This is a genomic window from Burkholderia sp. LS-044 (assembly GCF_004803625.1).
GTDB classification, from domain to species: Bacteria; Pseudomonadota; Gammaproteobacteria; order Burkholderiales; family Burkholderiaceae; genus Burkholderia; species Burkholderia cepacia.
Genome location: NZ_SSWO01000025.1, coordinates 17303 through 42408 on the forward strand (window position 1 = coordinate 17303; position 25106 = coordinate 42408).

25 protein-coding genes and 1 tRNA gene are annotated in these 25106 nt (G+C 60.2%); 17 read left to right on the top strand and 9 right to left on the bottom strand.

Going from position 1 to position 25106, the window contains the following annotated elements:
- The first annotated feature begins 528 nt into the window (after positions 1-528).
- Positions 529-1140 (top strand): septal ring lytic transglycosylase RlpA family protein, encoded by a 612-nt coding sequence (locus E9536_RS37690; protein ID WP_027788623.1) that lies wholly within the window; start codon positions 529-531, stop codon positions 1138-1140.
- A 108-nt stretch (positions 1141-1248) separates the two neighbouring features.
- On the opposite strand, the gene rsmI is transcribed toward E9536_RS37690, so the two are convergent.
- Positions 1249-2130 (bottom strand): 16S rRNA (cytidine(1402)-2'-O)-methyltransferase, encoded by an 882-nt coding sequence (gene rsmI / locus E9536_RS37695; protein ID WP_136472682.1) that lies wholly within the window; start codon positions 2128-2130, stop codon positions 1249-1251.
- Between the two features lie 46 nt (positions 2131-2176).
- Between rsmI and E9536_RS37700 the strand changes: the two genes are divergently transcribed.
- The 7 genes from E9536_RS37700 (at position 2177) to E9536_RS37730 (ending at position 6203) form a co-directional block, all read left to right on the top strand.
- Positions 2177-2605, top strand: coding sequence for a YraN family protein (locus E9536_RS37700; protein ID WP_185734092.1), 429 nt, complete (start codon positions 2177-2179; stop codon positions 2603-2605).
- Positions 2606-2731: 126 nt separating this feature from the next.
- A complete protein-coding gene (locus tag E9536_RS37705; RefSeq protein WP_027788620.1) occupies positions 2732-3316 on the top strand; it encodes an SIS domain-containing protein in 585 nt (194 codons plus the stop codon).
- Positions 3317-3333: 17 nt separating this feature from the next.
- A complete protein-coding gene (locus E9536_RS37710; RefSeq protein ID WP_027788619.1) occupies positions 3334-4131 on the top strand; it encodes a BON domain-containing protein in 798 nt (265 codons plus the stop codon).
- The gene (locus E9536_RS37715) at positions 4128-4490 is read left to right on the top strand and encodes a c-type cytochrome (RefSeq protein WP_136472684.1); all 363 of its coding nucleotides are present in this window, start codon (positions 4128-4130) and stop codon (positions 4488-4490) included. Before E9536_RS37710 ends, E9536_RS37715 begins: the two co-directional genes overlap by 4 nt.
- A gap of 66 nt (positions 4491-4556) precedes the next feature.
- A tRNA-Ala gene (locus E9536_RS37720) sits at positions 4557-4632 on the top strand.
- Positions 4633-4752: 120 nt separating this feature from the next.
- Positions 4753-5844 (top strand): site-specific integrase, encoded by a 1092-nt coding sequence (locus tag E9536_RS37725; RefSeq protein ID WP_136472686.1) that lies wholly within the window; start codon positions 4753-4755, stop codon positions 5842-5844.
- 74 nt (positions 5845-5918) lie between these two features.
- Positions 5919-6203, top strand: coding sequence for a hypothetical protein (locus E9536_RS37730; RefSeq protein ID WP_136472688.1), 285 nt, complete (start codon positions 5919-5921; stop codon positions 6201-6203).
- A 200-nt stretch (positions 6204-6403) separates the two neighbouring features.
- Here E9536_RS37730 and E9536_RS37735 read toward each other — a convergent pair whose 3' ends face one another.
- Positions 6404-6787, bottom strand: a complete 384-nt coding sequence (locus tag E9536_RS37735; protein ID WP_136472690.1) for a hypothetical protein — start codon at positions 6785-6787, stop codon at positions 6404-6406.
- A gap of 560 nt (positions 6788-7347) precedes the next feature.
- Between E9536_RS37735 and E9536_RS37740 the strand changes: the two genes are divergently transcribed.
- The 4 genes from E9536_RS37740 to E9536_RS37755 all read left to right on the top strand — a co-directional run bounded on the left by E9536_RS37740 (position 7348) and on the right by E9536_RS37755 (position 11144).
- A complete protein-coding gene (locus E9536_RS37740) occupies positions 7348-7575 on the top strand; it encodes a hypothetical protein (RefSeq protein ID WP_009971166.1) in 228 nt (75 codons plus the stop codon).
- Positions 7576-7891: 316 nt separating this feature from the next.
- Entirely contained in the window at positions 7892-8458 is a 567-nt protein-coding gene (locus E9536_RS37745) for a hypothetical protein (RefSeq protein WP_136472692.1), read from the top strand.
- Positions 8455-10623: a DotA/TraY family protein gene (locus E9536_RS37750; RefSeq protein WP_136472694.1), complete on the top strand. Its 2169-nt coding sequence runs from the start codon at positions 8455-8457 to the stop codon at positions 10621-10623. The genes E9536_RS37745 and E9536_RS37750 overlap by 4 nt, the downstream gene beginning before the upstream one ends.
- An 11-nt stretch (positions 10624-10634) precedes the next feature.
- Complete coding sequence (locus E9536_RS37755) at positions 10635-11144, top strand: hypothetical protein (RefSeq protein WP_136472696.1); 510 nt, start codon at positions 10635-10637, stop codon at positions 11142-11144.
- Positions 11145-11176: 32 nt separating this feature from the next.
- On the opposite strand, the gene E9536_RS41950 is transcribed toward E9536_RS37755, so the two are convergent.
- The 6 genes from E9536_RS41950 to mobA all read right to left on the bottom strand — a co-directional run bounded on the left by E9536_RS41950 (position 11177) and on the right by mobA (position 14564).
- Positions 11177-11320 carry a hypothetical protein gene (locus E9536_RS41950; RefSeq protein WP_211097528.1) on the bottom strand — a complete coding sequence of 48 codons (144 nt, stop codon included), beginning with the start codon at positions 11318-11320 and terminating at the stop codon, positions 11177-11179.
- A gap of 143 nt (positions 11321-11463) precedes the next feature.
- The gene (locus tag E9536_RS37760; RefSeq protein ID WP_232509860.1) at positions 11464-11718 is read right to left on the bottom strand and encodes a hypothetical protein; all 255 of its coding nucleotides are present in this window, start codon (positions 11716-11718) and stop codon (positions 11464-11466) included.
- 78 nt (positions 11719-11796) lie between these two features.
- Positions 11797-11922, bottom strand: coding sequence for a hypothetical protein (locus tag E9536_RS42595; RefSeq protein ID WP_259647389.1), 126 nt, complete (start codon positions 11920-11922; stop codon positions 11797-11799).
- Entirely contained in the window at positions 11915-12229 is a 315-nt protein-coding gene (locus tag E9536_RS37765) for a hypothetical protein (protein WP_009932169.1), read from the bottom strand. The genes E9536_RS42595 and E9536_RS37765 overlap by 8 nt, the downstream gene beginning before the upstream one ends.
- Positions 12230-12279: 50 nt before the next feature.
- Positions 12280-14292: a TraI/MobA(P) family conjugative relaxase gene (traI, locus tag E9536_RS37770; protein WP_247873555.1), complete on the bottom strand. Its 2013-nt coding sequence runs from the start codon at positions 14290-14292 to the stop codon at positions 12280-12282.
- A gap of 2 nt (positions 14293-14294) precedes the next feature.
- A complete protein-coding gene (mobA, locus tag E9536_RS37775; protein WP_211097529.1) occupies positions 14295-14564 on the bottom strand; it encodes a plasmid mobilization protein MobA in 270 nt (89 codons plus the stop codon).
- 397 nt (positions 14565-14961) lie between these two features.
- On the opposite strand from mobA, the gene E9536_RS42300 reads away from it, so the two are divergent.
- Positions 14962-15381: a hypothetical protein gene (locus E9536_RS42300; protein ID WP_247873556.1), complete on the top strand. Its 420-nt coding sequence runs from the start codon at positions 14962-14964 to the stop codon at positions 15379-15381.
- 401 nt (positions 15382-15782) lie between these two features.
- Here the strand turns inward: E9536_RS42300 and E9536_RS37785 are convergent, their stop codons facing one another.
- A complete protein-coding gene (locus E9536_RS37785) occupies positions 15783-16784 on the bottom strand; it encodes a replication protein RepA (protein WP_136472701.1) in 1002 nt (333 codons plus the stop codon).
- A 1184-nt stretch (positions 16785-17968) separates the two neighbouring features.
- Between E9536_RS37785 and E9536_RS37790 the strand changes: the two genes are divergently transcribed.
- Genes E9536_RS37790 through E9536_RS37805 form a run of 4 tightly spaced genes read left to right on the top strand, consistent with a single transcriptional unit; the run spans position 17969 to position 24939 of the window.
- A complete protein-coding gene (locus E9536_RS37790) occupies positions 17969-20941 on the top strand; it encodes a type I restriction endonuclease subunit R (RefSeq protein ID WP_136472703.1) in 2973 nt (990 codons plus the stop codon).
- Positions 20931-22244, top strand: coding sequence for a restriction endonuclease subunit S (locus E9536_RS37795; RefSeq protein WP_136472705.1), 1314 nt, complete (start codon positions 20931-20933; stop codon positions 22242-22244). Before E9536_RS37790 ends, E9536_RS37795 begins: the two co-directional genes overlap by 11 nt.
- Positions 22241-23335, top strand: coding sequence for an AAA family ATPase (locus E9536_RS37800; protein WP_136472707.1), 1095 nt, complete (start codon positions 22241-22243; stop codon positions 23333-23335). The genes E9536_RS37795 and E9536_RS37800 overlap by 4 nt, the downstream gene beginning before the upstream one ends.
- A complete protein-coding gene (locus E9536_RS37805; protein ID WP_136472709.1) occupies positions 23332-24939 on the top strand; it encodes a type I restriction-modification system subunit M in 1608 nt (535 codons plus the stop codon). Before E9536_RS37800 ends, E9536_RS37805 begins: the two co-directional genes overlap by 4 nt.
- Positions 24940-25106 lie beyond the last annotated feature (167 nt).

Here is a 25106-nt window from a genome sequence, read left to right on the forward strand (position 1 = left end):
ATCAATGGTCCGCCGGCGGTGCTTTTCAGGACAGCGTTTTGATTTATGTATAATGCGCTCCATTGCGCGTGAGTTTCACGCCATTCGCTGGTGTTTCGGCCCCGTTAAAAAGGGGTGTCGGAAGCACCGTCAAGCATCAGCCGCCGGGGAGTCCGGCGGTGTATCCAGCACCGAGCATTCGGTGCTCACGTCTTGTCCGGCCGGGTGCTGCGCGCCCGCCTGCGGCCCTGCTGCCGCGCCGCCGGATGAGGCCTGTGCCGCCGTTCCTGTGCGTTGGTCGTTTCGACGCGCGCGAACGTGAAAGCCATGTTCGATGGCGGCATGTGGGGTCTGGTCAGGCTGTTGGGGACAGGTTGCGCCAGACGTGAAAGCTAATCAGGACGGTTGCGGCATAGACGAAAGCCGCGCCCATGCTAGCCGCCTGCTCGCATCCGAGCGGGGCGTGCACGCATTTGCCGTCCGGGCCGCGTGTCCGCGCTGTGAAGCGGCGTGACGAAGGAGCGGCCCGAACCAGAAGGCGACACGTCGATGAACGTACGATTTCCGACTCGTTTCGGGACCATTGCATTATTTTTCGCGTTGACGGGCTGCGCGGTGCCACCCAGCCAGACCACCGGAAGCGCGAACCAGAAGAACGCGGTCGACAAGACCGCCGGTGCCGCGAAGGCGGACAACGACAAGCAGCAACTGAATTTCGATTCCGCACTGGCGTCGATGCCGGCTGCCGACGCCAAGGACGCGAAGAAGTCGTCGCTGGCGGACGCCGAGCCGATCGACGGCAAGGATGTGTCCGACTTCCGTCAGACTGGCCGTGCATCGTGGTACGGGCGGGATTTCCACGGCCGCCGCACCGCGAACGGCGAACGCTTCAACATGAACGCGCTCACCGCCGCGCACCGCACGCTGCCGCTGTCGTCGTACATCAAGGTGACGAACGCGTCGTCCGGCAAGTGGGTCGTCGTGAAGGTCAACGATCGCGGGCCGTTCAAGCGCGGCCGCGTGCTCGACCTGTCGTATGCCGCTGCCAAGATGATCGGCCTCGTGCACGCCGGCACGGGCCGCGTGAAGATCGAAGGACTGTCGCCGCAGGAAGCGCGCGAGGCACGCGACGAAATGCTCGCGTCGGTCTCGACGAAGTAACGCGGCGGATCGACCGCTCATGCAAAAGGGCTGCCCGAGGGCAGCCCTTTGTCTTTCCTGCACGGCGCGACGTCGGCACCGGTGTCCCGGTGCCGGCCGGCTGGCACGTCAGCTTTCATCCTTCAGCGCGAGCGCACGCGCATACAGCGTGTTGCGCGACGCGCCCGTCAGCGCGGCCGCGAGCTTCGCCGCGCTTTTCACCGGCACCTCTTCCAGCAGCAGCCTGAGCAGCGCGTCGTGCGCGGTGTCGTCGGCTTCGCCGCTCGTCGCCGGCGCGCCTTCGACGACCAGCACGAATTCGCCGCGCTGCCGGTTCGCATCGCCGGCGAGCCACGTCTGTCCTTCGGCCAGGGTGCCCTGGAACAGCTGCTCGTGTAGCTTGGTGAGTTCGCGCGCGATCAGCAGCCGGCGCGCGGGGCCGAACGCATCGGCGAGCGCGGCGACGGTTTCGGCGATCCGGTGCGGTGCTTCGTAGAACACCAGCGCATACGGGTGCGATACCAGCCCCTGCAGCGCGGTCGCGCGCTGCCTGGCCTTCGGCGGCAGGAAGCCCGCGAACGTGAACGCGCCGGCCCAGTCGCCGGCCACGCTCAGCGCGGTCACCGCCGCGCTCGCGCCCGGCAGCGGGATCACCGCGAAGCCGGCGGCGCGCACCGCGTCGACGAGCCGCGCGCCGGGGTCCGAGATGCCGGGCGTGCCGGCGTCCGATACGTAGGCCACGCGTTCGCCGCCGCGCAGCAGTTCGATCACGCGCTGCGCGGCTTCGCGTTCGTTGTGCTCGTGCACGGCGAGGAGCGGCTTCGACATCCCGTAGCGGGCGAGCAGCTGGCCCGTGTTGCGGGTGTCTTCGGCCGCGATGCGGTCGGCGAGGCCGAGCACGTGCAGCGCGCGCAGCGTGATGTCGGCGGTGTTGCCGATCGGCGTGGCGACCACGTAGAGCGCGGCTTCCGGGTAGTGCTGCGTTTGCGCGAGTTCGAGGAGGGCAGTCATGGCAGGCAATGCGCGCAATCGCGGCGCAAGCGGAACAAGGACGGCATTGTGCCACGCGGCGCCGGCGCGGCCGGGCGACGGGCGCGGTTTGCCGCGCGCGGGCGACAACTTTTCCGGCGCGGCGCGATCCAGGCCGGTCGGCGCGGCGTTCGAGCAGCGTGCACGGCAGTTTCTCGAACGCCGCGGCCTCGTGTTCGTCGCGGCGAACGTGACGATGCGCGGCGGCGAGCTCGATCTCGTGATGCGCGAGGCCGACGGCATGCTCGTGTTCGTCGAGGTGCGCGCGCGGCGCAGCGTCCGGCATGGCGGCGCGGCCGCGAGCGTCGGCTGGCGCAAGCGGCGGCGCCTGGTGGCGGCCGCGCTCCAGTTCTGGGCGCGCCACGGCGCCGGTGCCGCGTGCCGCTTCGACGTCGTCGCGTTCGAGGCCGGGCGGCTCGAGTGGCTGCGCGACGCATTTCGTGCCGACGATGCGTAGCCGCGAGCTGTGACGAGATGTAAAGAGTTCTTGCCGGACCCCCGGAGAGCGTGCCGGAGTACGGTAAACTCGCCGCACCCACGATGTCGCGCGATGCGTGCCGCGCGCCCAGTTCACCAGGAATCGATGTCAGTCGAACGTATTCAGCAACATTTCCGCGACAGCGCCGCGCTTCACGCCGAAGCGGCCGATGCACTGTCGCTGCCGATCGCAGCCGCGGTCGATGCGATGTTCGCCGCGCTGGCGAACGGCAACAAGATCGTCGCGTGTGGTGACGGCCCGTCGGCCGCCGCCGCGCACTACCTCGCCGTGTCGCTCGTCGGCGGATTCGAGCGCGAGCGTCCGGGCCTGCCCGCGATCGCGCTGGCCACCGATGCGTCGCAGGGCGGCCTCGCGGGTGCGGTGTCCGCCGAGCAACTGTTCGCCCAGCAGGTGCGCGTGCTCGGCCAGACCGGCGACATCCTGCTGGTGCTCGATCCGGGCGGCGCGTCGCCGCGCGTGCTGGCGGCGATCGACGAAGCGCACGAGCGCGAGATGACCGTCGTCGCGCTGACGGGCGGCGATGGCCATGCAGTCGCGGCCGCGCTATCCGACACCGATATTCCGATCAACGTGCCCGCCGTTCGTGCGGCGCGCGTCCACGAAGTCCATCTGCTGACCATCCACTGCCTGTGCGACGGCATCGACGCGATGCTGCTGGGTGAGGATTGAACGAAGGAGAGCCGTCGATGAATCAAAGCCGCGTCAAACAGACGCTCGTCAGAACCACGCTGCTCGCCGCGCTGACGGCGGGCCTCGCCGTGTCGCTGCAGGGTTGTGTGCTCGGGATCGTCGGCGCAGCGGCCGGCGGCGGCGCGCTGGTCGCGACCGACCGCCGTACGCTCGGCGCGCAGACGGAGGACCGTGAGATCCAGGTCAAGTCGCTCACGCAGATCAACAACGGGCTGCCCGACCAGTCGCACGTGAACGTCACGGTGTTCAACCGCCGCGTGCTGCTGACGGGCGAGGTGCCGAACGATGCATCGAAGCAGCGCGCCGAGGAAATCGTGCGCGGCATCAACAACGTGAACGGCATCGTCAACGAGCTGTCGGTCGAGCCGGCGTCGTCGCTGTCGTCGCGCGCCAACGACTCGTACCTCGAGGGGCGCGTGAAGTCCGAGCTGATCGCGACGAAGGGCATCTCGGCGAACTACTACAAGGTGGTCAGCGAACGCGGCAACCTTTACCTGATGGGGCTCGTGACGGTCGACGAGGGCAATCGCGGCGCGGAAGCCGCCAGCCAGGTGCCCGGCGTCGAGAAAGTCGTGAAGGTGTTCCAGTACGTGAAGCCGCAGGACGCGCAGGCGCTGCAGGCGGCGTCGCCCGCGAGCGGCGCGTCCGGTGCGCAGGCCGCCGCGCCGGCGGATACCGCGACGGTGGGCGCCGTGCCCGACGCGTCGGTGCAGTCCACGCCGCTGCAGCCGCCCGCGCCGATCTCGAATTCGTCGAGCGTGCACCCGGGCAACCCGAAGGCACCGTCGCAATGAAGAGCACGCAGATGAAGCAATTGAAACAGTGGATGATGCAGGGCGCTGCAGCCGCGGCGCTCGTGGCGGGCACGCTGGGCGCTGCGCACGCGGATGTCGGCGACGGCCTGAAGGTGGCGCGCGGCAATGCGTGCATGGGCTGCCACGCGGTCGATCGCAAGCTCGTCGGCCCGTCGTTCAAGGAAGTCGCCGCCCGCTACAAGGCCGATCCGCAGGCCGTGGCAAAGCTGTCGAAGAAGGTGAAGGAGGGCGGCTCCGGCGTCTGGGGCGCGATTCCGATGCCGGCGCATCCGCGCATGAGCGACACCGACGCGCGTTCGGTGGTCGAATGGGTACTGGCTGGCGCGCCGTCAAAGTAATGCTTCAGGGGTGACTCAACCCCTATTGCCAAGCGCAGAAATGCGTGTGTATGATGGTCGACTGTTGGGGCGGTAGCTCAGCTGGGAGAGCGTCGCGTTCGCAATGCGAAGGTCGGGAGTTCGATCCTCCTCCGCTCCACCAATAGAATCAAGGGCTTAGCTGATGGCTAGGCCCTTTTTCTTTGGTAGATTCGATTTATTGCGCCAATTTTGCGCCACTTGGGCTGTCAAAGCCTTGGACGCAACACTTGAGGAGCAGTGAATGGCATCTATCACTCGTCGAGGCGATCTTCAGTGGCAGGCCCGCGTTCGCCGCAAGGGCTACCCGGTACAGATCAAGACGTTCAACACGCGAGCTGAAGCAGAGGCTTGGGCTCGGCTGATCGAGTCGGAGATCGATCGCGGCGTCTTCGTCAGCCGCGCCGAAGCGGAATCGACCACGCTCGCGGAAGCGCTCGATCGATACGATCGCGAAATCGCCGCCTCAAAGAAGGGCTATGTGCAGGAGGCGTCTCTGCTGCGCATTTGGAAGAGCACGGCCATCGCGTCCAGACCGATGGCTTCGGTGCGAAGCGCGGACATTGCCAAACTGAGGGACGATTGGTTGAAGCAGACCAATCCTCCACTGAAGCCAGCCAGCGTCGTGCGGCGCCTCGCTGTCCTCTCCCATGTCTTCAGCATCGCCCGGAAGGAATGGGGCATGGAAAGTTTGCTCAATCCCCTCGAGCTCGTGCGCAAGCCACCGGCCAACAATGCGCGCACCCGCCGTATCGCTGTTGCCGAAACCGACACGGAGTCTGCTCGTCAAACGGAAGCCGGGGAGTTGGAGCGTGTCGTGGCGGCAAGTGGTTCGGACTTGCTGCCTGCCATTATTTGGCTCGCCGTTGAAACGGCTATGCGACGCGGGGAAATCGTCGATCTCCAGTGGGAACACGTTGACCTACGCCGACGGGTCGCACATCTCCCGGAAACCAAGAACGGGAGTTCCAGAGACGTTCCCTTGTCGACACGTGCCGTCGAAGTGCTCAAGGAGCAACGAAAAGCTGCGAAGACGCGTAGCGAGGACGACAGGGTCTTTCCAATTCGTAGTGATGCGGTAACACGAGCGTTCGAGCGTGCTGTTGAGCGTGCACGGTCTATCTACGTAGCCGAATGCAAAGATGCTGGGAAGGTGCCCAGCAAATCCTATCTGGAGGATCTCCGGTTCCACGATCTTCGCCATGAGGCGACTTCTCGCCTAGCTTCGATATTTCCAGTGCATGAGCTGGCGAAGATTACTGGGCATCGCGACCCGCGTATGCTGATGCGGTACTACCATCCTCGAGCTGAGGATCTGGCGAAACGGCTTAAGTGACTGTTGTGCTGCCCAGGCTCGGCGGTTTTCCGGGTCGGTTAATGCAACCGACCGGTGAACGGAAGAGGTCCACGATGAATCCCGAACTGGCCGCCGAATTGGCCGACGAGGCACAACTGAAGACCAGTATGCGTGAGTTGCGCAAGCTGAGAAAAGAAAGCGAGCCCCTTAGCCGTGCATGGTCTGATACGCGGGTCGCCAGACTCAAGTACGAGCGAGAATACGCGTTCGTGGTCAAGGAGCTACAGGAGCGGGAGGACCGTATTTTGGATAAGCTCTGGCCCTATTTGGCTAAGATTGAGGCGCTAGAGAAACAGGTGAGGAGGTTGGACCGCAAGATACGGAAGGCGCAGGCGTGATGCGTGCCGCCGTGTGGCGAGTACCGTCGTGCCGTTAAGATCCATCTGCAGGAGTCGGCGCCAGTCGACGGCGTTGGCGAGGTCTGAGCGTTAGCGGACTCGTATAACGCCGACGCCGATGCCTATGCAGAGGCCCAAACGCAGGTGGTTCGGCAGCGTAGAAGAAATGAGCCATGCATCCCGGGTGCCCGTGGGGCTTGCTACCTAGGGCGCGACTGGTGGCGCTCTCTTTCGGTAATGCGTATGGCTTCGTCGCGTGCAACGGCGGCCTCACGTTTCCGTTGGGCGTTAATCCTACTGCCCATTTTCATAGCCCCGGCGCCGAGTAAAACAAGAATAGCCCCACCGACGAAAGGTACCGGAACGTTGCCTGCCATTGTGCCGTTGATATCCACGAGCTGCGGCCAGATGTCTGCTCCAGGTAGCCGCCCAACCAGCCCGCCAAGACGATAGACAATCGGCGGCGTAGATGGATTTTCCGGTGGTGCGGCTAGCATCGCTGCGAATAAGGTAAATCCGACGTACATCAGCACGCATCCAAGCAGTTGCCAGCCCCATGCGGAGCGTTTGGTAGGTTCGTTCATCGTTCTTCCTTCCATGGCTTGAAATCCGACGTAAGACCTACTGCGAATTGGCCATACCGCATTGGGCAGGCTACCGTTCGGGCTGCGTAGGGCGAGGCGGAGCGACTTCAGAATACATCAGATGAATGGAGCCGCCAATCGGGTTAGGAAGGTTCACGAAGCCCGAGGCACTCGTATAACGCCGACGTTTCCCAAGTTGCATAAATCTCGTCTGCCTTCGCAACAAGTCACATGTTGTGCTACGTATTTATGTACGTACATGCGTACGTAAGCCATTGTTTTTTAAAAGAATATTGACTGCGTTGGCCGCTCGTTCTAAATTACTCCACACAATTCGTGACGGCGATCTCACATCGTTCGCCACGATGACACTAGAGCCGCTGGGCCAAGTCAGCGAAGAGATAACCCAGCATTAGGCGTCGGGAGTCAGCGAGCAGGGCGGATAACGCGCAAAGCCGCTCTGATCACTGACTCGGTACTCCGCTAGTCGCCCGAATAGGGTCCTCGCACGTGGGGAACGACACCCCACACGCGCTCTTGCTCGTGTATGAGAGGAAAACGTGAGCTCCCTACCAGCCACGGACGGCGGATCCCCGCGCGTCATATTCATCGAACAGCTCGCCGACCTGATCGGCAAAACTCCCGCCACCATTCGCACCTTTGTTTCGAAGGCGCAATATCGGCACCTCATCCCTACGCCGTTCAAGATGCCGCACAGCCGCAGGCTGTGTTGGTACGAGCACGACGTTTTCGCCTGGATTGAACAGAGCCATCGGGGGCAGCAATGACGCGCCCCGCTGATACCAACAAACAGGCCCCTTCTGCCACGACAGGCGAAACCGAAAACACTGCGGCTCTGCTGTGGGCAAAACGCGGGTGGATGATCGCATTCGCGGCGTGCCTGACGGCCGTCGTTCTCACTCATCCCTTCAACTGGATTTGGCTGGCTTCGGCGGCGGTCTGTCTGGTTATCGCCCTGAGCACGCATGAGCGTCTCAACGCCGTTAGAGGCACGCCGTGTAGGTGGAGGGACGTATTCGATTACGAAGACCCCCTCACTGCGTGGCTCAACAAGCGAACATCCAATACCCGGGAGCGCAAGTGATGGACATGAAGCAAACCGCAAAATCAGCTGGGGTTGAGATCGCAAAACGCCTCTTCCTCCCGTTCTACGCGTTCCGAAAGAACGTGCAATCGTTCAAGGCAGCAAAACAGCAGCACGACGAGAACATCGTCTACATCAAGGAGCTGTATGCACGCGCGAAACAAAAAGCTCGCGCCGAACAGCAAGGCGAAGGCGGTGCCGTTAGCGAGCAGGGGTTCGAGGAGATGATGCGCTGCCGATCAGTCGGCGCACCAAGCATTGGAGATCTGCAGCGACGGTTTCTTTTTCAGAAGCGTCTCGCCATCGGGACCGGCGCGGTTTTCCTCCTGATGGCCGTCTATGCCCTTTCACGTGGCAACGTGTTCGGTATCTTCACGCTTGTGGCCGGTCTGCCAGTGATGTTCATGGCCAGCCTGACCGCGCAATTCCGCCTGTGGCAACTGCGAAACCGGCGACTGTCTCGAGCCGAGCACGGTGGCCTGCATGACTTCATGCGAGAGTCCGGGTGGCTTGCCAGCGTTCTCGATCCGGAGCTCGGGAAACAGCAGAAAGGGGAGCGGGCATGAAGCGCAGAGCAGCACTTTTCCTTGCGGCGGCCCTGACCGGCTTCGTCGCGTTGCCCGCATTCGCCGACGGCACGAGCCTCGGAGAAATCAGCCAAGCGGCGAGCCGCTCGGGCGATCTCAGCCGGCAAGCCTTGGTCGGCGTCTTCGGTAACGTAGTTAACAACCCGCTCGCAACAGGCGGGGCTGGAGGCGGCGATACGATCCTCGCGAGCCTGTTCCAGGTAACGAACGGCGGACTGCTCGTCGTCGGAGCCTTCTTCGCTTGCTATACGTGGTTCAAAAAGCTCTCTCAAGCGGCGCATAGCGGGGCGGTCTACGGAGAAAACAAGGGCACCATGTGGGGGCCGATCCGCCTCGTGTGGGGACTGGCATCGCTGGTGCCAACGGCCAACGGCTGGGCACTCTCGCAACTGCTGATGTTGTGGGCTGCTTCGATTATGGGTGTCGGTATCGCCAACATGGGGACCGACGCAGCAATCCAGGCCTTCTCGGACGGGAAGGGCATGGTGCTGCAACCGGCGATGCCCAGCACGATACAGCTTGCGCGAGACCTGTATCAGGCAAACCTGTGTATGCATGCCTACAACGCGGGCCTCGCCATGGTCGGAGCGAATGGGGGTATTCCGCCGGACCAGAAGGAATACGTGCAAATCACATCAGGCACCCAAGGCCTCGTATTGCGCAACCCGATCGGCACGAAATACTGTGGCGGCGCCGATATCGATGCGTCGAAGCTCACCCCACAAGACCAATCTACCAACTGGTTCGGCGGCACCATTGATACGACGGCGCTGTTCCAAGCGCACCTGCAGGCCCTCAAAGCCATGGAAAGCACGCTGTCGCCGGGGGCAGCCGTATTCGTGCAAGCCGTTATTGATCAGCAAACGAATGCCGGCACCGTTATCCCAGATGCCGAGGTAGCAATCCAGTCGGCCGCGCAACAGTACGAGGCCACGATACAGAGCCAGGCAGCGACAACCACCGGCAACATCGGCAGCCTGGCTAGCCAGCTCAGCAGTTCGATCAAGGAGGCCGGATGGTGGTCGCTTGGCGCGTGGTATCAGACGTTTGCTCAGGCTAACAGCAAGCTCTCCGATGCAGTGTCGGCCGTCGCACATGTGTACAAAGAGCAGGTGGGTGGAAACGATGGCGTTTACCAGCTGCGCTCCCGAGTCGACAGCGCATTCCAGCTTCAAGAAGCTGGCTCGACGACGACACAACCGTTGGGCAACGCAGGGAATGCCAGTGAAAAGGATGGCGGTAAAGCCCTCAGCCAGATCTTCTCGGGCTTTGGGCAGAAGATCATTGCTGCGATGACCAGCGGCGGAGACACAGAACGTGGCACCATGAACCCGCTCATCAAGATGAAAAATCTCGGTGACTATACCTTGGGAGGCGTCGAAGGCGCGTTCGGTGTATGGGTCGGCTTGAACGCTGTCGTCGCGGGCGCAGATGCCAGCATCTGGGGGAAAGTTGCGAACATTGCGTCCGGCCTCGGTGCAGCCGCCGGAGCTGCACTGCACGCGACGGAGCCGATGTTGTTCACGCTGCTCATCCCGCTCCTGTTCATTGGTGCCGGCTTGTCTCTGTACCTGCCCATGATTCCGTTCATCACCTGGTTCGGGGCAGTCATCAATTGGCTCGTGATTGTGTGCGAAGCCATCGTTGCCGCTCCTCTGTGGGCGATGACGCACCTAGGCGGTGAGGGCGACGGCATGGGTCAACGTACGACGCACGGGTATATCTTCCTGCTGAACGTGGCGGTGCGCCCGATCCTGATGGTAATTGGTTTCTTCTCCGGCGGAGCCATCCTGATTGAAGGCGGAACGGTACTCACGAAATTTTTCGGAATCGCAGTCGCGAACGCCCAATTTGATTCGATGACGGGCATCGTCAGCGTCATCGGGTACCTCGCGATTTATTTCATGCTCGGCGCGAATCTGATTCACACGAGCTTTAGCCTGATCTTTGTTGTGCCCGACCAGGTGATCAACTGGGTGGGCGGTTCGGCGGCTGCAACGCTCGGCCGCGAAACGACTGGTGAAGTGCGCGGGATGCTCGCGGTGTTTGGAGGTAAGCTTGAGCAAATCATGCCACGCGGGCCCAAGCGCAATCCTAACAAAGGTGGAAGCCGGCCAAGTGAAACCGATGGAATGCGCTCGTGAGGAAATAAGTTATGCTTAATTTGGCAATCGTATTAGTTCCGGTCGTGCTGGCTCTCGCGTCGATCGCCGGCCTCGTCTTCGGCGGATTTGGACTGCTCGTGGGTGTAGGCGTGCGCGACGGCATGCCGTGGATCGTAACGTCCGTTGCCGGCTTGGTCGTGGCCATTGTCTGGATCCGGGCATTCGCTAGCCATCTGACCGAAAAACTGCAGCGACAGGTACAACGCGTCGCTCCGCCCGGTTTTCATCCAGCCGTCGAGGCCAGCGCTCCGACCGAAGGTCAGTACGTCGGGATCTCGACGGAGACGGGGAGTGTAGTAGTCGTTGACAAGAAGAAGGGCATCGCCGAGCAGATGCCGATCAACAAGGTGTCGCGGTGGGAATTCGAAGATGCCGAACGGGGCAGCACGTACCTCGTGCTGTGGTTCAACGATCATGCGTTGCCGTCGGCACGGGTGCTTGTACCACGTCGAAGTGTCGATGACACGGCATCGCGGTTGCGAATGACGTTGGGGTTCTAGCAAACAAGACTGGGCCTGATGGCCCGGTTTTTCTATGCGAGCGTGGCGCGGATCTCCTGCAACTCAAGGATCTCATGCTCTGCCACGCCTCGCCGGCGCAGCCTGAGCGCGGCCGCCGATCGCAGCACCTGGTGCTCGAGCCGCTGCTGCTCGAGCAACCGGCCCAGCAGAATCACCTTGCCTGCGGCCTCGAGGGCCCGGAGCTGCGTAGGGCTCTCGAACGCCCAGCGATCGAGGATCTGCCAGCCGCGGTAATGGAGCGCTGGCCAGCGTAGCCGGCGTCAGCACGCCGGCCGCGATCGACAGCGGCCGGGTGGGTTCAGCGTGCATGGGGCTCTCCAATCGATCGCAGGTAGGTGATCATCCGCGTGTTATTGCCGATCGACGTCGACGGGAAGCCACCGTTCTTCCGCAGCTCATCGACATGTTCCGGCGAAAAACCCATGTCGGCCAAGGCCGCATCGTCACCCTTCGCAAGCGCTTTGTTGGCTGCACGCATGAGGTCGTTTGCCGACTGCATACGTGCGATTTCGAACCGGATTGCATCCGGGCTGATAGGATGTTCAGTTGCCATGTCATCACCTCTAGCCAGGTGGTGGTGTGGAAGTCCCACCCGTGTGCTGCAACACCCGGGCGGGGCGCCTAATGTGGATCAGGTAGACGGCGGCGTCTCCTGGTCCGACTGCTGCTCGCTGAGCTCGGCGAGAATATCGGGCTGCAACTCGAGCTGGTCAGCATAGACCAGCGGCGTACCGCAGCGTGTGTAATCGTCACTCATTGCCGTTCTTGATCCGTGCCTGTAACTCGGCTCGCTGCTTGGCAAAGCTAGCTTCTGCTTCTTCATTGGATACCCATTTGGTATTCGGATCGTCCGCCTCTTCAAGGCCCTTGCTAACCTCTTCCTGATACCACTGGTCATAGGCTGCTGCGTCGGCAAGCAACTGCAACGTAGGCTCGTGTCGAGTGGTGACCCGCTCGAGGATCAAGCGGTAAGCCTGCAGGGGCGACAGCCCTTGCTCGGTCAGAATGGTCGCCGCCTCGTCGTGGAGCACGTCGATCCGTGCCTTGGCCTCGTCATCGGTCATGATCAATACCTCGCTTCTTTCTGGTGTCGGATGGTCAAGATTTGCCCAAGTCATGGCTTGCCGGGGCGGCGGGGCGTTTGCCGGTGCAACTGCTGCGCTGCAGCCGCTGCCCTGGCACGCCGCAGCGCTTCCTGCTCGGCGTCTCGGAGCCGCACCTCAATTCGGTGTTCGACCAGGATGTCGATCGCGCGTCGCTTGAATTCTTCGCTGCCCGTGAGCTCGAATGCGCCCCCGTACTTTTCCGCTGCCAATCGCAGCGCAGTCGTGATTGATACGTTGTCGCGGTTGCCTTTGGCGAGCACGTCAATGCGTCGGCCGAGATCGATGAATGCGTCGCGGCCGTCGTCCAGCCGATAGATGACGGCTCCGTCCCGGCGAACGCGGAAATACAGCCCATCAGCGACGCTTCGTGCAACCGGATCGACATCGTCAACGTGAATGATGCCGTCGGCATCATCATTGGCCAGCGCCCGCACCAGCTCTCGCGTCCGTCGCTTCTCACTGTAGACGAAGCCGCGTAGCTGGCCGATAGCCGTGCTGTCGCCGGCGGCCGCTTGGCGCTCGACCCACTCGCGGTACGACAGTCTGCGATTCGTTGGCTCTGCGCATAGCGCCTCACGCTCCCTGCGGATCTCGCGTCGCAGCCGATCACGGTCCCGCAGCGTCTCGAATGCAACGACGCTGTATAGAACTTTGCGGGCCGAAGCATACGGGACAGTCTCTCGGATCTCGAGCCGCTTCTGGCGGGCAGCTTCGCGGATATCCGAGAATCGCTGCCGCACGGTAGCCGGGTCGAGTCGACGATATACGAAGGTGCTCTTGTATGCACCGTACCGGGCGCGCAGCTCGCGTCGCGCTTGTGCGCGCTCTTGGCGGCGATCTTCACGCATCTTCGGGTCGCGTTTCGGCGGTCGATCCTTGTCGTAGGTCAGAACAGCACCGGTCGTCGACACGGACGGCTCGAACGACCCGAGCCGTTTGGTCAGCCGCGCTTTACCCAGCGCCTCGTGCATGTCGCTGGCCTTGATCGGCGTCGTCGCGACGGCCGCGAGATCGTAGATGGCGAAGCCCTGCCCTTTCTCGCGGATCTCGAGCCCGTACTTGGCGAGCAGATTGTGCAGTTGACGCCACGTCAGCTGATCATTTTTCAGCGTGGCCAAGAGCGCTTTGCGCGGCTCGCCGCGCGCGTAGGTAAACAGGCTTTCCTGATCGGCGTGCCGCTCCATGTCGGCCGCCGGCGTCGGTCGCTTGCCTTTCGTCGCAGGGTCTTTGCTCGCCCAATCGATGACGACGTGACCGCTGCGTTGGAAAACAGCGTAGGGGCCATTGTCGTGCTGCCAGCCGTATCGGAGCTCGAGCTCGCGCATCGCGCGATCCAGCTTGAAATAGTCGCGCTCGGGATAGACCGCTGCGAACGTATCGGGATTCACGCGATTCACGGCAATGTGCAGGTGCGTGTTGTCGGTGTCGCGATGCACGGCAAAAACGTACTGGTGATCCGCCATGCCGACGGCGTCAAGCGCGTGTGCGCCACATTCGAACGCCTGTGCATCGGACGGTGATTCATTCGCCGGCCAAGACAGAACGACGTGGTACACGGCGTCCTTAACCCGGGTATTCTGGGTCGCCACAGCCTCCATTTCAGCCGCAGCAGACGACAGTGACAAGCAGTTGTGTTCGCACGCGACGCCAGTTGGCGTAACGAGACGTTCGGCCTGGCCGAGGAGTCGCCCGGACCGGAGTTCTGCGAGGGCTTCCGCTTCGGCCTGGCTATGCGCTGGCTGAATCGTTGTTTCTTCGAGCCCCAGAAGGGCGCGCCGCGCTCGTGCCTTTTGTTGGAAATCGCGATCAATTTCCGGGGACTGTCGAAGGTAGTCTGCTGCTGCCCGAAGATGCTCTCGAGCACGCTGAAGAGTCTTGAGATGTTCCCGATCGAGTGGGGTGCTGGGATCAACCTCATCGCCCAGATATTTCCTCTCTTCATCGCGATTGGTGATGTATTCCACCAAGTCCTTGAAACTCGATTTCAGATCTTCTCGTCGCGGCGGGATTTTGGCCAACATTTTCAGTCACCGATTCGGGCAATTGCCTCACGAATTTTGACGAGGATGGCAGCGTATTCTTTCGACAGCATTCCGCCGCCTTCATTGAACAGATGCTTCTGCAAACCACCGAGGCGGCGAAGCTCGTTGAGGATGTGCGTATCGATCTTCGTACGCGTGCGACGGCCAAGCGCTGCCGCGAGCACGAATTGCCCGACGCTCATGCCGCAATCGCGCGCCTTCTCCCGGACCGAAGCTTCCTCGTCTTCGTAGCACCGAATTGGTGGAAGCATGCCGGTCCTCCTTCGTTGCTCGCTCGTACTCATTGTTACGCCCTCTCTCTCGAAGTCTGGGTCTCGGGGCGAAGCCCTGAGCAGGGACGGTAGGCTGCGCATAGGGAGTGAAACGACTGGTGCGCTGCCGGTTGGAATGGCGCCAATTTGGCGGTATTACAAACCCTACCCTGTCACCGAAGTTACGCTGTTGTTTGTGGAAGTTTGAAGGTAGCTCGCGTGGACGATTTTTTGAAGCAAAATCGAAGGGTGCGAAGAGGGACTCCGAATAGTTCAAAGTAACTCTTTCCGGCACACTACTCGGCGGATGGAAATGTGTTGTTTCTGCCAGACAAGTGCTGATCGATAAGACGGTTTTCGGTCATCAGACGGCACGCGCTTACTGCTGCCAGGTTGCATGCAAATTGAGCAGCTTGATGGAGCAAACAAGCCGATCGATGGACGACGGAAAGGCAAGCGTGGCGACGATGGAAGTGCGCTTGGCGGGATTGCCAAATTGCGAAACAAAGTCGATCGTGACAGGCCTTATGGATCGACGAGAACGAGAGGCGATGTGATGACCTGGACGGATGATCAACTGGCGGACTACGAGACGGCACTCGAGACGATTGGCAACGTGATTGCGATCGCGTCGCGTGACATTACCGAAGAGCGGGAAAAGTCGCGGCCGGATGTGCGTCGAATTGATGAATTGCTCGAGCTGCAGAAGCGGCTCAGCGGCGAGCGCCGGAGCTTGCGTATCGATGATGATGCCGCTGTTCAAAAAGCCATCGCGGCTTACGGCCAAATCGTGCGTTCGAGCGAGCTCGCTAGGTAGCTTCCCGGGCGGGCGTCAAGGCGAGCATAGGTGCCGTCGATGCCGCCGCTTTTTTGCCGATCGTACATATCGATAGCTGGGAAAGCGGAGTGTGGGCAAAGGCCCGAAGGGCCGGTGCGCGCAGCGCATTGTCCACATGTAGCGAATAGGCCGGTGGACCCTGTGGGCAAAGGCGTCGGACTGTGGGCAACCGCTTGCGGTTGTCCACGGGCCGTCGACGGTGCGCGAAGCGCATTGTCCACAAGTCCACGGGCACCAACTACTAGAGGAAGTTACAGGAACCGTTACAAGCAAACCTTACAGGTTTAGGGGAGGTCCGATTTAACGCGGTAGAGGGGGCCGATTTAACGTGGTCGACCCCCTGCGACGGGGGCCGATTTAACGTCTTCGCGGGGGCCGATCTAACGTGGATAACTCGCTGAGTCCACACGCTTGCTAACAGCATGCACGGCTGGTCGAATCGGCGGCGGTGATGCCATCAATAGGAGCCCGCCTGTCACGCGTTTGACCTTGGCTTTTGGGTAGACCGCCATCACGGCTTGCAACGCTGCCAGGAATTTCTTCTTGAAGTCCTTGTCCGGGTCTTTGCCCTTGTATTCCTGGCCGAATTGCTCGCGTAGACTTCGCCAATGAACAATCGGCGGACGTCCCTGTATCTGGTGAAGGCGGTAGGCCAGCCAAGCATAGACGTCGAGCGCCAATGCTGAGCCTTTCAAGGCCATCAGGGCACGGTTGTCCAAGGGGACCCCTTTCTCCATCAGCTCCTGGAAGTAGCTCTCCGACAGCAGCATGACGCCTGGCCACAATGATCGCTGCCTTGCGTCCCGGTTGCCGAGCCAGGCGTCGAACTGCTCAACTGGCTGACCGTTGAACGTGCGTCCTTTGTAGCCGAGCTGCAGCCGACATGCTGCGAGAGCATGCATTTGCTTGCGCAGCGTGGCATACCGATTTCCCTGCGAGTCCATTCCGACCAAGCGAAGGAACTCCGCGGCGCTGTCGCCGATTGGAATCTCGCGTGTCTTGTGCCGCTTCGCGTAGGTGGATACCCACGCGAGCGCGAGGCGCGGCATCGCTCCATAGGGAATGGGCTGGACCACCGGTCCGTTACCCTCGTCGAGGAACCCAGCCTGCACGCTAAGCCAGACGGAACCGGATTGCCGCACAAACTCTCGTTCCAATACCTTTGCGCGCGGAAGACCGACTTGGCAAAAAACGGCATGCGTGAAGGTCATATCGTCGCCACTGGGTGGTTCCGACTCAATTGATAGGCCGATATTGATCAGCCGTTCTTCCCGCGACGTCGTCGTTGCTCCAGCCGCGGTGGAAGCTATTTGGCCCCAGGTACCGGGCTCGTCGCTATGGCGTTCTTCCCGTGCATCGCGGGCTACCTGGAGGCTCTTCATGCCGCACCTCCACGGCTATACTCGCCCCCCGGTCTCTTGGCGTCACCCTCGATCCATCCAGCAAAGTACGAAAATGGGTCGAATTTCTGCGGGCACGGAGTCATTGGGCGACCCGTTTTGCCGGCGTCAAATCCGGCTTGCCATGCCGATGGGTCGATTCGAACGTTCACGTTCATCGCGTACCCCCTACCAACCCGGATGAGGGGGCGGATTGGGGGGCGCTCGTCTGCGCTTGCAGTTTCGCTACCTGTTCGACCTTCGTCGGTCGGCCTCGTCGGGCTGGCCGGCTGGAGGGATTGGACGGGTCATCGGCACATTGCCGATCGATAAACGCTGCAACATCAACTAGGCGGAAAGCGCGCTTCCGGCCGACCTTGAACGACGGGACAGGGTATGTACCGGCGCACAGCCGATTACGGATGGTCTGGGGCGCCTCGCTGGTGATCTCTGCTACCTGTGCGACGGACAGGGCGGGCGGATACAGCGAGGATAGATACGCGAGAGAAGTGCCAGCATGACTGGCAAGGAACGGAGGTTTGGAGCGTTGCATGGACGTACGCCTTCTGCAATCGCCCCATCGCCTGCCGTACGGGTCAGGTGGCAAAAGGAAACGTACGTATTCATCAACGGTGCCCCCGCGCCCAAGGGTATGTACAGATGTCGCGGTGTGCGGCGCTGTGTGTTCGTTCCGGTCTTGCAGCTATCCTCTCAGGGAGGCGTCCGCGCGCGCATCTGTACATTGAGGTCGGTACTCGCCATCGTTCCGTTGATTCCTCGATGGCTTTCCTTGCAGATTTTCCTTCGTCCCGCCGGGGCCTGCCACGCCAGCAGAACGGCCTCAAAGAGGCATCAGTGCTCTGTCGCTGGCTCTGCCCCGAAACGTCAACCGGGGCTACTTCCGGTCTAACGGTCCGCTTACGCAGCCTGGGGAAAAAGCTGGCCGTTTAGCGACAGCCAAAGCGCTGACTGACCCGATTGTACCGGCCTGTACCGATATAATCCAAGTTCCGCGACATTGGGAAGCAAAAATGCTGCGAGTCGTTGATCCAAGAGGTAAGACCTTCCATCGGATCAAGGGGAGCGAGCATGAAGCAGCCAAAGGGTGCGCCTGACGTGGTTTCGATGAACTACTCGGGGCAGACTGCCCGCCAAACCAACGGGCCATCTACGGCAGGAACGAATTCATGACCTCGACAGAAAACCAGATCGAGCTGGAACTGATCACGAAGCTCGGCGACCTCAAGTACAGCTACCGGCCCGATATTCGCGACCGCGCCGCTCTCGAAGCCAACTTCCGCGCGAAGTTCGAGGCGCTCAATCGGGTGCGGCTGACCGACAGCGAGTTTCAGCGCCTGCTCGACAGCATCACCACTCCCGACGTTTACAACGCCGCCCAGACGCTGCGCAACATCAACAGCTTCGAGCGCGACGACGGAACGCCGCTGAACTACACCCTCGTCAACATTCGTGACTGGTGCAAGAACGACTTTGAGGTGGTCAACCAGTTGCGTATCAACACCGACAACAGCCATCACCGGTACGACGTGATGCTGCTGATCAACGGTGTGCCGGTGGTGCAAATCGAGCTGAAAACCCTGGACGTCAGCCCGCGCCGGGCCATGCAGCAGATCGTCGACTACAAAAGCGCGCCTGGCAACGGGTACGGCAGGACGCTGTTGTGCTTCGTCCAGCTTTTCATCGTCAGCAACCGCACCGATACCTGGTACTTTGCCAACAACAACGCGCGCCACTTCAGCTTCAATGCTGACGAACGCTTCTTGCCCGTTTACCAGTTCGCGAGCGAGGACAACAAGAAGATCACGCAACTAGACAGCTTTGCCGAGAAATTTCTGGCTAAGTGCACCTTGGGGCAGATGATCAGCCGCTACATGGTGTTGGTGGCCAGCGAGCAAAAGCTGCTCATGATGCGGCCTTATCAAATTTATGCCGTCAAGGCCATCGTGGACTGCATCCACCAGAACTGCGGCAATGGCTACATCTGGCATACCACTGGCAGCGGAAAGACGCTCACCTCGTTCAAGGCCTCGACCCTGCTCAAGGACAACCCGGACATCGATAAATGCTTGTTCGTGGTGGACCGCAAAGACCTAGATCGCCAGACCCGAGAGGAGTTCAACCGCTTCCAGGAGGGTTGCGTCGAAGAGAACACCAACACCGAAACGCTGGTTCGCCGCCTGCTGTCTGACGACTACGCAGACAAGGTCATTGTCACTACCATCCAGAAGCTCGGTTTGGCGCTCGACGGCACCAACAAGCGCAACTACAAGGAGCGCCTTGAGCCACTGCGCAACCAACGCATGGTGTTCATCTTTGATGAATGCCACCGCTCGCAATTCGGTGAGAACCACAAGGCCATCAAGGAATTCTTTCCCAATGCCCAGTTGTTCGGCTTCACCGGCACGCCCATCTTTGAGCAGAACGCCAGCTATCAACAGGTCGAGGGGCAACAGGCCAGCTACCGCACCACGGACGATCTCTTTCAGCGCTGCCTGCATCAGTACACCATCACCCACGCCATCGAGGACCGCAACGTCCTGCGCTTCCACGTGGACTACTTCAAGCCCGAGGGCAAGAACCCGCCCAAGCCCGGCGAAGGCTTGGCCAAGGCCAAGGTCATCGAGACTATCCTCGCCAAGCACGATGCCGCCACCAACGGGCGTAAGTTCAACGCCGTACTGGCCACCGCCCGCATCAACGACGCCATAGAGTATTTCGAGGCTTTCAAAACGCTTCAAGCCAAGAGGCTGGAAGAAGACGACACTTTCCAGCCGCTGAACGTGGCTTGCGTATTTTCCCCGCCCGCCGAGGGTAACAGGGACGTGCAGCAGATTCAGGAAGACCTGCCGCAGGAAAAGGAAGATAACCAAGAGGATCCCGAAGGCAAGAAAGCCGCACTCACCCGCATCATTGCCGACTACAACGCTCGCTGTGGCACCAACCACCGTATCGGCGAGTTCGATCTGTACTATCAGGACGTGCAAAAACGCATCAAGGATCAGCAATACCCCAATGCCGATCTGCCGCACGCCCAGAAGATCGACGTCGCCATCGTAGTGGACATGCTGCTCACTGGCTTCGATTCCAAGTACCTCAATACCCTGTACGTGGACAAGAACCTCAAGCACCATGGGCTGATTCAGGCCTTCTCGCGTACTAACCGCGTGCTCAACGACAGCAAGCCCTACGGCAACATCCTGGACTTTCGTCAGCAGCAAAAGCCCGTGGAAGAAGCCATTGCTCTCTTCTCCGGCGAGAAGATCGACAATCCACGCGAGATCTGGCTGGTGGATCCTGCACCGATGGTCATCGACAGTCTGCAGACGGCCACCCAGAAGCTGGCCGACTTCATGCAATCGCAGGGGCTAGCCAATGCACCGGAAGAGGTGGCTAACCTCAAGGGCGACGCTGCGCGCAGCCAGTTCGTCAATCTGTTCAAGGAAGTGCAGCGCTTCAAGACTCAGCTCGATCAGTACACCGACCTGAGCGAGGAGCAGAAAGCGCAGATCGGCCGAATCACGCCACCCGAGCAGTTGCAAGGTTTCAAAGGCGTGTATCTGGAGACCGCCAAACGGCTTAAGGAGCAGCAGGACAAAGAAGGCGATCAGGCTCTGCCCGAGGTGCAGCAGCTCGATTTCGAGTTTGTGCTCTTCGCCTCCGCCGTCATCGACTACGACTACATCATGGGGCTGATCGCCCGCATGACGCAGGAGAAGCCCGGCAAGCTGACCCTGAACCGCGAGCAGCTTATCGGCCTGATCCAGTCCGACGCCAAGTTTATCGACGAGCGCGAGGACATTGCCGAATACATTCGTGGTCTACCGGTGGGTGAGGCGTTGGACGAGAAGCAAATCCGCGTCGGTTACGAGCGCTTCAAGGCCGAGAAGAAGGCCCGCGAACTCACCGACATCGCCATCAAACATGGGCTGGCCGCTGATGCGCTGCAAGCCTTTGTGGACGAAGTGCTTCGCCGCAGCATCTTCGACGGCGAAGCACTGAGCGAGTTGATGGCTCCGCTGGGCCTAGGCTGGAAGGCGCGCACGCAAAAAGAACTGGCACTGGTGGAAGACCTGACGCCGCTGCTGCACAAGCTCGCCCAGGGACGCGAGATTTCGGGGCTGAGTGCGTATGAGCAATAAGGACACGGGCGCGATGAACAAAGAAAGCAACGAGAAGCGGGCGCTGGTGCCACGGTTGCGCTTTCCCGAGTTTCGGGGGGCGGGGGAGTGGAAGGCTGAACCGCTAAGAAAATTAGCTCAACGATGCACTAGCAAGAACGCTAAGGGCGAACACACTCGAGTGCTGACCAATTCTGCCGAGTATGGGGTGGTTGATCAGCGCGACTACTTCGAAAAAGACATAGCCAATCAAGGAAATCTTGAGGGCTATTACATCGTTGAAAAAGGCGACTACGTTTATAACCCTCGCATGTCAACGAGCGCGCCGGTTGGGCCGATTTCCAAGAATAATGTCGGCACTGGGGTAATGTCTCCCTTATATACGGTCTTCAGGATGACCGGCAGCGACAACGATTTTTTTGCTCACTACTTCAAGTCGACGCATTGGCATCATTACATGCGCCAAGCTTCGAGTACCGGGGCAAGGCATGACCGCATGAGCATCACGAATGATGACTTTATGGGCATGCCTCTTCCAGTCTCCACGCCGAAAGAACAACAAAAGATTGCCGACTGTCTGTCTTCCCTCGACGATCTGATCGCTGCGGAAAGCCAAAAGCTGGGCGCTCTCAAGGTCCACAGAAAGGGCCTGATGCAGCAACTCTTCCCCAGTGTCGGCGAAACCGTCCCCCGCGTGCGCTTTCCTGAGTTTCGGGATGCGGGGGAGTGGGAAAGTATGCCTTTTGAGAGGTTGGTTGTCAGATCATTTTACGGAACATCAAGCTCGACATCGGAGAGTGGTCAATATCCCGTCCTTCGAATGGGAAACATGGTCGACGGCGGACTCGATTTCTCCAACCTGGCCTACATCGATCTCGATCCTGACTCATTCGAAAAAATTCGATTGATTCGCGGTGACATTCTTCTGAACCGCACAAATAGCCTTGATCTTGTTGGGAAAATTTCGATGTTTGATCGAGATGTCGAGTGCATTGCGGCGTCGTACATCGTCACCTATCGCCTTGATGAAAAGCAGATTGTTCCTGCGTTCTGTAACCTCATGCTAAACACGCAGCAATACCAGAAGAAGATCAAGGCATTGGCGCGTCCGAGTATTAGTCAGGCGAACATCAATCCCACAACGTTTAGGAATGAACTGGTCGTATCCGTTCCCAAAATCGCAGAGCAACAGCGGATCATTTCCTGCCTTTCGGCCCTCGGCAACCTGATCACTGCTCAAAGCCAGAAAATCAACGCTCTGAAAGCCCATAAGAAGGGCTTGATGCAGCAGCTTTTCCCCGTCATGGCTGAGGTGCAGGCATGAAGCCGAGCCAAACCTTGGCCGACCTGCCCGCGCTGGCCGCGCATCTGCGGCAGGAACTGGAGAATAAGAAAACCATCCTGCTCTATGCCTACAACGGCACCGGCAAGACTCGGCTGTCCATGGCGTTCAAAGACATCGGCAAGCAGGGTGATGTGCGCGACACGCTCTACTTCAATGCCTTCACCGAAGACCTGTTCCACTGGGACAACGACCTCGATGGTGACAGTGACCGCAGGCTCACGCTCAATGCGGTGTCGCGCTTCTTCGTCGGCCTGGCGGAGCTGGAGATGGACAACCGCATTCGCCCACTGCTGCAACGTTATGCTGATTTCGATTTTCGCATCGATACGCAGGAATGGGTGGTGCGCTTCTCGCGCACGGTGGACGGGCAGGTCATCGACAACATCAAGGTCTCGCGCGGCGAGGAAAACATTTTCGTCTGGTGCTTCTTTCTCGCTATCGTGCAATTGGTCTTGGATGGCGCTGAGGCTTATCAGTGGGTCAAATACATTTACATCGACGATCCGATTTCGTCATTGGATGAGCACAACGCCATCGCTGTGGCCAACCACCTGGCGCAATTGCTCAAACGGCCCGACAGCAAACTCAAGACCATCCTTTCGACGCACCACACGCTGTTCTTCAATGTCCTCTGCAATGAGTTGAAGAATGCCAAGAGGTATTTCATCAACAAGAACTCAATCGGTGGCGGCTACGTGTTGCGGGAGGAAACGGCTGACACGCCGTTCTTTCACCACGTCGCCGCTTTGGCCGAGCTGTATCAGGCTGCGCAGGAAGACCGGCTGTTCACTCACCACTTCAACATGCTGCGCACGATTCTGGAGAAGACGGCGAGCTTTCACGGCCACAAGAACTTTTCGGCTTGCATCAAGCAAGAGGACGACGACCCGGATGGCATCCTGCACACCCGCCTGATCAACATCCTGAGTCACGGCAACTATTCACTGTTCGAGCCCCAGCAGATGCTGGACGAAAACAAGACCTACTTCAGGAAGATTCTGCACGATTTCCTGAACCGCTATCCTTTCAATCCCGATTTATTCGCAGAGCAGGCCGCAGGCAAGCCATGACTGAATTCGAAAAACAGAAGCTGGGCAAGACCCTCTGGGCCATCGCCGACCAATTGCGCGGCGCGATGAACGCGGACGATTTCCGCGATTACATGCTTGCCTTCCTGTTCCTGCGCTACCTGTCTGACAACTACGAGGTCGCCGCTCAAAAGGAGCTGGGGCCGGATTACCCCACACAGGTCGACGGCGCGGCTTCCACGCCGTTGCAACTTTGGTATGAGGGCAATCTAGAGGATGTGCCCGAGTTCGAAAAACAGATGCGTCGCAAGGTGCATTATGTGATAAAGCCGCAATACCTGTGGGGTAACGTCGCGCAGATGGCGCGTGAGCAGAGCAAGTATCTGCTGGATACACTTCAACAGGGTTTCGGTTACATCGAAACCGAATCTTTCGCCAGCACGTTCCGGGGACTGTTTTCCGAGATCAATCTGGCCTCCGACAAGCTTGGAAAGAATTACGACGAGCGCAATGCGCGCCTGTGCAAGATCATTAGCGAAATTGCCAAGGGGCTGACGCAGTTTTCCACTGACAGCGACACCCTGGGCGACGCCTATGAATACCTGATCGGCCAGTTTGCCGCAGGCTCCGGCAAGAAGGCCGGCGAGTTCTACACACCGCAACGTATCTCCAGCATCCTCTCGGCCATCGTCACACTGGATGGGCAGGAGCCGGCCACCGGCCAGCGCAAGCATATGGACAGCGTGATGGACTTCGCCTGTGGCTCGGGATCATTGCTGCTCAACGTGCGCCACCGCATGGGACCGCACGGCATCGGCAAGATTTATGGCCAGGAGAAGAACATTACCACCTACAACCTGGCGCGCATGAACATGCTGCTGCATGGGGTGAAGGATTCGGAGTTCGAGATATTCCATGGGGACACTCTGCTCAACGAGTGGGACATGCTGCGTGAGACCAACCCGGCCAAGATGCCAAAGTTCGACGCAGTGGTGGCCAACCCGCCCTTCAGCTACCGGTGGGAACCCACTGAAGCACTGGCCGAGGACGTGCGGTTCAAGAATTACGGCTTGGCACCCAAATCGGCTGCGGACTTTGCCTTCCTGCTGCACGGCTTACATTTCCTGAAGCAAGACGGAGTGATGGCCATCATCCTGCCGCATGGCGTGCTGTTCCGAGGTGGCGCGGAGGCGCGCATTCGCGCCAAGCTACTCAAGGACGGCTACGTCGACACGGTGATCGGCCTGCCCGCCAACCTGTTTTTTTCCACCGGTATTCCAGTGTGCATCCTGGTGTTGAAAAAGTGCAAGAAGCCGGACGACGTGTTGTTCATCAACGCAGCTGAGCGCTTCGAGAAGGGCAAGCGGCAGAACCAGCTGCTGCCCGAGCACATTGACAAGATCATCGACGCCTACCAGTTCCGCAAGGAAGAGGCACGCTATTCGCGGCGGGTGGGCATGGAGGAAATCGAGAAGAACGATTTCAACCTGAACATCTCGCGCTATGTGAGCACGGCAGAGGCCGAGGAGGCGATCGGCCTCGCGGCGGTGCATGCTGAACTGGTTTCGCTGGATAAGAAGATCAGGGAGGCCGCCGAGCAGCACAACGAATTCCTCACCGAACTGGGACTGCCTTTGCTGCCGTGATTGTCCACGGCCGACGCTCCAAATCTGCTCCACTCGACTACGGATTTTTTCGGTACGATACCAAATCCCGGCGCATACCCGAGTCTACCGAAATTTGTGCGCGGCCCGAAATATTCGGCAAGCAGCTGATTTTCAAAGGTTTTGTGCCATCGCTGAAAAGTGCTTCG